At 64.4% G+C, this 7844-nt stretch carries 7 protein-coding genes and 1 pseudogene; 4 read left to right on the forward strand and 4 right to left on the reverse strand.

Going from position 1 to position 7844, the window contains the following annotated elements; translation table 11 throughout:
- The 3 genes from AKL29_RS24255 to pdhA form a co-directional block, all read right to left on the reverse strand.
- On the reverse strand, positions 1 to 1011 hold a 1011-nt coding region (locus tag AKL29_RS24255), incomplete at its 3' end, for a dihydrolipoamide acetyltransferase family protein (protein ID WP_244482354.1).
- Between the two features lie 20 nt (positions 1012 to 1031).
- Entirely contained in the window at positions 1032 to 2012 is a 981-nt protein-coding gene (locus AKL29_RS24260) for an alpha-ketoacid dehydrogenase subunit beta (RefSeq protein ID WP_050385900.1), read from the reverse strand.
- A complete protein-coding gene (gene pdhA, locus AKL29_RS24265) occupies positions 2005 to 3102 on the reverse strand; it encodes a pyruvate dehydrogenase (acetyl-transferring) E1 component subunit alpha (RefSeq protein ID WP_167350420.1) in 1098 nt (365 codons plus the stop codon). The genes AKL29_RS24260 and pdhA overlap by 8 nt, the downstream gene beginning before the upstream one ends.
- A 170-nt stretch (positions 3103 to 3272) precedes the next feature.
- On the opposite strand from pdhA, the gene AKL29_RS24270 reads away from it, so the two are divergent.
- Complete coding sequence (locus AKL29_RS24270; protein ID WP_028336082.1) at positions 3273 to 3491, forward strand: hypothetical protein; 219 nt, start codon at positions 3273 to 3275, stop codon at positions 3489 to 3491.
- Between the two features lie 341 nt (positions 3492 to 3832).
- Positions 3833 to 4126 carry a GYD domain-containing protein gene (locus tag AKL29_RS24275; RefSeq protein ID WP_028336081.1) on the forward strand — a complete coding sequence of 98 codons (294 nt, stop codon included), beginning with the start codon at positions 3833 to 3835 and terminating at the stop codon, positions 4124 to 4126.
- Between the two features lie 187 nt (positions 4127 to 4313).
- Here the strand turns inward: AKL29_RS24275 and AKL29_RS24280 are convergent, their stop codons facing one another.
- Positions 4314 to 5909 carry an ABC transporter substrate-binding protein gene (locus AKL29_RS24280; RefSeq protein WP_050385902.1) on the reverse strand — a complete coding sequence of 532 codons (1596 nt, stop codon included), beginning with the start codon at positions 5907 to 5909 and terminating at the stop codon, positions 4314 to 4316.
- 293 nt (positions 5910 to 6202) lie between these two features.
- Here AKL29_RS24280 and AKL29_RS24285 point away from each other — a divergent pair.
- Both AKL29_RS24285 and AKL29_RS24290 read left to right on the forward strand, forming a co-directional pair.
- Positions 6203 to 6958 (forward strand): annotated as a pseudogene (locus tag AKL29_RS24285) (proteasome-type protease); the annotation flags it as partial.
- Between the two features lie 18 nt (positions 6959 to 6976).
- Positions 6977 to 7738 carry an SDR family oxidoreductase gene (locus AKL29_RS24290; protein WP_050385914.1) on the forward strand — a complete coding sequence of 254 codons (762 nt, stop codon included), beginning with the start codon at positions 6977 to 6979 and terminating at the stop codon, positions 7736 to 7738.
- Positions 7739 to 7844: the final 106 nt, after the last annotated feature.

The following is a 7844-nucleotide window of genomic DNA, read 5'->3' on the forward strand; positions in this document are numbered from 1 at the left end:
CGATAGCGGCAGCGTGCGTCGGACCGCAACCTGCCCCCGAAGCGCGACCACGCGCTCCGAAATCCGCCCGGCGCCGACGATCGCCGTCTGCGGCGGCACGATGATGAGATTAGCAAACCGGCCTCCGATCATGCCGAAGTTCGACAACGTGATCGTCGCACCGCGCAGTTCCTCCGGGGGTATCGCGCGCGCGATTGCGTCGGCTCGCAGGCGGTCGAGTCCGGCCCGCAGGTCCGATACGCTCCGCTCCGCGACATTGCGCAACACGGGAACGATCAGGCCGCCGCCCGTGTCGACGGCGATGCCGAGATCGATGCGCTCGATCAGGCGCCGTTCTCCCGTACCGGAATGATACCAGGCATTGAGCGCGGGCTCTGCCTTGCAAGCAGCGGCGATCGCCCGCGCGAGGCGGATTGTCACGTCCTCGCCCTGCCGCCAATCGTCGATGTCGGCTTCATCGGTGACCGTCGCGGGGACGATTTCCGCATGCGCTGCCGCCATGCGTTGGGCCATCGCGCGGCGCAAGCCGCGCAGCGGCTCGGCGGGTCCGCTGTGAGACATCCGCTTCGCCGCCCTCTCGACATCGGCCCGCGTGATGGTGCCGCCGGGCCCGGTCGCCTCGACGAGATCGAGCGCGACGTCAAGCTTGCGCGCAAGTGCGCGCACTGCCGGAAACACTTGGGCTCCCCGCCCGCTGGGCGGCGAAGCAGTTGCTGGCGCCGGCCGCTGCTCGCCAGTGTCGAGTTCGCCCACAATCGTGCCGGTGTCCTGCCCGGCGTCCTCGGCAAACTCGACGAGCGGCGCGCCGACCTTCACGATATCGCCCTTGGCACCGAACAGGCGCGCGATGCGTCCGCTCGACGGCGCCGGTATCTCGACCACTGCCTTGTCGGTCTCGACCGAAACGAGCGGCTGATCGGTCACGACGTGATCGCCCTCGTTGACGTACCAGGTGACGATCTCGGCTTCTTCAAGACCTTCACCAAGGTCCGGCAACGTGAACTGGCGCATGGCACAAGGTCCGTTGGTGTTCAGTTGTACTGGTGCGCCTTTCGGGCTGCGGTCACGATGCGTTCGACCGACGGCATGTAGCGTTGCTCAAGGCGGGCCATCGGGATGATCGTGTCGTAGCCGGTGACGCGGGTCACGGGTGCGAGCAGCGAGGATAGTCCGCGCTCGGCGATCATGGCTGCGATCTCCGCGCCAAATCCGCCGGTGTGTGCGGCCTCGTGCACGATGACGCAGCGCCCGGTCTTTGCGACCGACCTGAGCACGGTGTTTTCATCGTAGGGCTTGAGCGTGGCGAGGTCGATAACCTCGGCAGCGATGCTCTCGTCGGCGAGCGCGTCCGCTGCGGCCATCGTTTCCTTCAGCATCGCACCCCAGCTGATCAGCGTGACGTCGCGACCTTCCCTCTCGACAAAGGCGCGATCCATCGGCAGGGCTTCGCCGTTGTCCTCGACCTCGCCTTTCACGGCGCGGTACAACCGCGTCGGCTCCAGGAACACCACCGGATCGGGATCGCGGATCGCGGCGAGGAGAAGTCCATAGGCGCGCTCCGGCGACGAAGGTATCACGACACGCAAGCCCGGAATGTGGGCCAGCATCGCCTCAGTGCTCTCGGAATGATGCTCGGGTGCGCGAATGCCGGCGCCATGCGGCGTGCGCAGAACCATCGGACAAGTGAGCCGTCCCTGGGTACGGTTGCGCATCCGTGATGCGTGGTTCACGAGCTGATCGAGACAGGGATAGATAAATCCCATGAACTGGATTTCGCCGACCGGCTTCAGTCCCTGCGCGGCCATGCCGACGCAAAGCCCGCTGATCAGGAGTTCGGCAAGCGGCGTATCGAGGACGCGCTCCGGACCGAAGCGCTCCTGCAAGCCGACGGTCGCGCGGAAGACGCCGCCATTGACGCCGACATCCTCGCCGAGCACGACCACATCGGGATCATCCACCATCGCGCGGCCGAGCGCCCGATTGATGGCTTCGACCAACGTGACTTCAGGCATCGTCCTCTCCCGCAAGTTCGCGACGCTGCGCGGCGTACGCCGCGGGCAGATCAGCATAGAGGTTGTCGAACATGGTTTCTGCTCGGCGTGGCGGTGTCTTCAGATAGCGCTCCACCGCCGCCTCGATGCGCTCATGGCACTCGGCGACAAGCCGCTCCTCGTCCGCCTTGGTCCACATCTTCTGACCCACAAGATAGGACCTGAGGCGCGCGATCGGCTCTTCCTTCCAATGCGCCTGGACTTCTTCGGCCGAACGATAGCGCAATGCATCATCTGACGTCGTGTGATCGCCGAGCCGATAGGTGACCGCTTCGATGAAGTGAGGGCCCTTGCCGTCGCGGGCAGCGGCGATGGCCTCCTCGGCCGCGGCGCGCATCGCCACGACGTCACTCCCGTCCACCTGCTCGCCGCTGAACCCGGCGCCGATGGCCTTCTGCGCTAGCGTCTCGGAACCCGTCTGCAGACGCAACGGCACCGATATGGCCCATTGATTGTTGGTGGCGACGAACACGAGCGGCAACTTGTGAACGCCGGCGACATTCATTGCCTCGTACACATCGCCTTTCGAGGTGGCGCCGTCGCCGAACATGCAGACGGCCACGCGCGGCTCCTTGCGCAACTTCAGGGCGTAGGCAACGCCGGCCGCATGCGGCGCCTGTGATCCGACGGGAACGCAGAACGGGAAATCGTGCACCGGACCGGAGAATTGATTGCCGCGTTCATCGCCGCCCCAGAACAGCAGGATCTCCTCCAGCGCGACGCCACGCCAGAGCAACGCGCCGTTGTCGCGATAGGAGGGCAACAGAACGTCATCCTCCCGCATCGCACTCGCGATGCCGACCGACACCGCCTCCTGGCCGAGCGAAATGGCATAGGTTCCCAGCCGACCAGTGCGCTGCAATGCAACAGCCTTTCGGTCGAACAGACGCAACAGCACCATCGACCGGTAGAGTTCGACCAGCAGCTTGGCATCGGTGGCGAAGGCAGGAAGCGGCCGTTCTATCGAGCCGTCGGGCGCGAGGTAATTGCGGCGGCGCACCTCAAAGCGCGCAATGACGGGGAGCTCTTCGTTCGCTCTTTTGCTGGCCACGCGCTCACTCCAGGAGCGGTTCTGCCTCCCACGTTCAACTATTTGGTGTTCGGGCCGCGACGATGCAATACCGTGGCAGCATCGCTCTTGGCGCACGCGTCGGCGGCCGGGTCGCGAGGATCGATCGACAGTATCCGTGGAACAGCGCCGCGACTGCTGTATAAGAGAGCATGGCACATGGTCAGGTTGTCCTCGTAACAACTGCGCCGTTGGACGGCGGCCCGCCGGTTCGCTCGGTCTTCTTCGTGGCTGAAGGAGACGCGGCAAAGGCCACGGCAATTATTGCGGACATGATGGCCCCGAATGAAACGGTCGAAGCGTTGGGGCCGCTTCCCGAAGCGGCTGTGAAAGCGCTCGGGTTGAAACCCGGTGACTACACCCACACCTGACTTGCATCGGATAGCTGTCCGGCGCGCGAAGGTCCGCGGCCGCATCCTTGCGCAGAGAGTGTGATCTTGACGCGGCGCCCTCGCTTACGCGGTCCCGATCACAACGCGGGGAGCCCTCTTTCTCAAGCAAGGGACATGGCGTAATCTGCGGCGAGTTGCCCTTAGACGGGACGGGCCGACGTCGCCGTTTGAAGGAACGGGCAGCGGTCAGGCCGTCGGCAGGCATCGCAGTCTGAAAGCAGCGCCTGCCTTATGTGGCGCTCCCTCAACTTCAACATGAAGCAGGTTGGCCTGCCGCACGCGCGGCAGACAAGGGCAGTGCTTAACCCTTGGAGGACGACATGGCGACATTCATAGTGAGGATCGACTGGACCGACCAGGGAATTCGAAGTGTCAAGGACGCTCCCAAGCGCAGCCGAGCGGCGAAAGAACTCGCCAAGACGCTCGGTGTCGAGATCAAGGAGGTCTATCTCACCTCCGGCGAGCATGACATCCTTCTCATCGCCGAAGCGCCTCTTGGCGACAACATCACGAAACTCGCGCTTGCCCTCAGTTCTCAGGGAAACATACGGACCTGCACATCACGGGCCTGGCCCGAGGCCGAGTGGACCAAGCTGATATCCGAGCTTCCGTAGCGGCTTCGGGACGTCCCTATGGATCTCTGCGCGGTCTGACTGACGGGCGCCGTCGATCTTGATACCCTGCGATCGGCGCCAGCGTGTGTGCGCAGGAACCGAGACTGCTCCTCGTCGTGTGAACGAGTAAAGTACGAGGCGCACGAGGGCGACGGCGGACGTCGTCGCCGGCAGGGCCGCACATGCCCTATTTATCCAGCCAGACATCCTCGAAACGCAGATTGTTGTACTGGCTGTTGTCGTGCGGGTGGAAATTCTTCACGTAAGGCTGCCAGCAATTGCCGGCCGATGAGTGCAGGATGACCGGCCGCGCGGCGTCGTCGACCAGCAGGTGCTCGATGTCGAACACGATCTTGCGGCGCTTGTCCTTGTCGACCTCGCGCGACTGTGCCGCCAGCAGCTTGTCGACCTCGGCGTTGCAATACTGGGTGTAGTTGCGCTCGGAGTTGCAGGAATAGTTCTCGACCAGATTGCCGTCGGGATCGTCGACGCTGACGCCGGTGACGTTGAGGCCGATGGTATAGTCCTTGCGCTGCAGCCGCGAGTACCAGCGCGGCGTATCCAGGATGTCGAGCTCCGCTGTGATGTAGATCTTCTTGAGCTGGTCGGCGAGGATCACCGCCGGGTCGCGATAGGTCGGCAGATTGCGGGTCTGGATCTTGATCGACAGCGGCTTGGCGTCACTGTAGCCGAGCTTCTGCATGATCGCCTGCGCCTCGGCGAGGTTCTTCCCGGTATCGGGGCCGTAACCCATCAGCGTCGACAGGATCTCCGGCGGCATGCCCCACTCGCCTTCGGGCTTCGCCTGCATCGCGCCGCCGAGCCGGCCGCTGCCCTCGAACAGGATGCTGTTGAAGGCCTTGCGATCCAGCGCCAGCGACATCGCCTTGCGGATATCCGGATTGTCGAACGGCGGATTGACGCGGTTGACCAGGAGATTGATCTGCAAATTGGTCGAGGTCATCTCGCAGATCGCGTTCGGCGCCCGCGCCTTGACGTCCTTCATCAGGGGAATGCTGACGTCGGACGGAAAGGTGATGTCATAGTCGCCGGTCGCGAATGCCAGCATCCGCGTGGCGCGGCTGTCGATCGAGCGCACCGTGATCTCGTCGAGATACGGCCGGTCCTTCTTGAAGTAATCGGGGTTACGGACCAGACGGATCGAATCACCGCGCCTAAACTCGACGAACTTGAACGGCCCGGTGCCGACCGGCTTGGTGCGCATCACCTGCTGCGGAACGTGGCAGGGATAAACCACGGAGAAGGCGCTCGCGAGCAGCGCCAGCAGGCCGGGCTGCGGCTCGGTCAGCTCGAAGGTCGCCTCATCGTCGCCATTGATGCCGACATCCTTGAGCTTCGAGTACCAGACCTTGCGCGGGTTGCGCTTGAAGTCCTGGGTCTCGCTCTTGCCGATCAGCATCCGCCAGGTGCACTGCACGTCCTTAGCCGTGAACGGCTGCCCGTCATGCCACTTCACGCCGTGCCGCAGCTTGAAAGTGAGCTTTGTATTGGTCTGATCCCACGACCAGCTCTCGGCGAGATCGGGGATCACGGTGTCGATGCTTTCGTGCACCTTGGCCGGATCGAACACCACGAGGTTGTTGAAGACGGCCGCGAACGGCATCACCGAGGCGATGGTGGATTCCTCGAGCAGCGAGGTCGAGGGCGGATTGTCGTTGTGATAGAGCCGCAGGGTGCCGCCCTTCTTCTGCGCCGATGCAGGGCTCGCGGCCGTCGCCGCGATACCCAATGCCACAATGCACGCGGCCAGTTTGAACGACATTCCCGCCTCCCGAAATTTCTTGTTGTCGTCGGTTGCAGGCAGTCGAGCACAACACCCCGCCCCCCGCAACGACGCGAGGCCAAGATCATTGCCGGCTGCGCGCAACGCAGAGCGAGACCGGGATGCGCCCCGCAACCTGGACGGCTGGAACAGGCGCCCGGCCGTCGCTCGGTCGTCCCGCCCCTCTTTGACGGGCCACTGCATCTCCCGTCACGGGGAATTGGGGTTGGATGCATCCTCGAAATTGGCTACTAGTTTCCCGCCGAGAAACTCGGACCGTCTGAGGGCTTTAAATGACCTATTGCTGCGGAATTCTGGTGCGCGACGGGCTCGTCATGATCGCCGATACCCGCACCAATGCCGGCCTCGACAACGTCTCGACCTTCCGCAAGCTGCACATCTTCGAAAAGCCCGGCGACCGCATCATGGCGATCGCCAGCGCCGGGAATCTCGCGATCAGCCAGTCGGTGCTGTCGACCCTGACCGAGGGCATGGAAGATCCGCACAGCGGCGAGCTCGAGACGCTGATGAACGCCCCGACCATGTTCCAGGCGGCGCAGCGGATCGGCCGCGCCATCCGCTCGGTGCACGCCACCGAGGGCGAGGCGCTGCGCGCCGAGGACATCTCCTTCGACGTCTCGTTCCTGTTCGGCGGCCAGATCAAGGGCTCGCGGATGCGCCTGTTCATGGTCTACACCGCCGGCAACTTCATCGAATGCACCATCGACACGCCATACCTGCAGATCGGCGAGCACAAATACGGCAAGCCGGTGCTCGACCGCGCCATGCATTACGACGTCGAGCTCTACGAGGCGCTGAAGACCGGGCTGATCTCGATGGATTCGACGATGCGCTCCAACCTCGGCGTCGGCCTGCCGATCGACGTGTTGGTGGTACGCACCGACGCCTGCGAGGCCGACCTCAACCACCGCATCGAGGCCGGCGAGCCCTATTTCCACGACCTGCGCTCGCGCTGGTCGGCGGCGCTCCGCGCGGCGCACCAGAACATTCCACGCCCACCCTACAAGAACGAAACCGAAGCAAAAACCAAGTATGAGGAAACTCGCATGACTGAGGCAACCAGCAAGATCGCACTCGTGACCGGCGCCGGCACCGGTGTCGGACGCGCCGCGTCGCTCGCTTTGATGGACAAGGGCTACACCGTGGTGCTCGCCGGGCGCCGCATGGAGATGCTGGAAGAGACCGCCAAGCTCGGTCCCGCCGGCAAGAGCCTGTGCGTCTCGGCCGACATGGCCAACCCGGCCGCGATCGCCGCGCTGTTCGACAAGGTGAAGGCGACCTATGGCCGGCTCGATGTGCTGTTCAACAATGCCGGCATGGGCGCGCCGCCGGTGAACTTCGAGGACCTGCCGCTCGAGCAATGGCAGGCGGTGGTCAACACAAACCTGACCGCGCCGTTCCTGTGCACCCAGCACGCCTTCCGCATCATGAAGGACCAGACGCCACGCGGCGGCCGCATCATCAACAACGGCTCGATCTCGGCGCATGCGCCGCGGCCGTTCTCCGCCGCCTACACCTCGACCAAGCACGCCATCACCGGCCTCACCAAGTCGTCCAACCTCGACGGCCGCATGTATGACATCGCGGTCGGCCAGGTCGATATCGGCAATGCCGCGACCCCGATGACCGACCGCATGGTCAACGGCCCCGGCGTGCTGCAGCCGGACGGCACCACCAAGCACGAGCCGCGCATGGACGCCAAGGCGGTCGGCGACGCCGTCGCCTACATGGCCGGCCTGCCGCTCGATGCCAACGTGCTGTTCATGACTGTCATGGCGACCAAGATGCCGTTCGTCGGCCGCGGCTGATCTTCTCCTCCCTGCTTGCGGCAGGACCATCACGATGCCCGGCCGGGCTTGTCCCGGCCGGCCGTCGCCGGACGCCCTGCCAAAATATCGAAAACAACCCCATGCA

Origin of the sequence: Bradyrhizobium pachyrhizi (genome assembly GCF_001189245.1) — a bacterium.
GTDB classification, from domain to species: Bacteria; Pseudomonadota; Alphaproteobacteria; order Rhizobiales; family Xanthobacteraceae; genus Bradyrhizobium; species Bradyrhizobium pachyrhizi.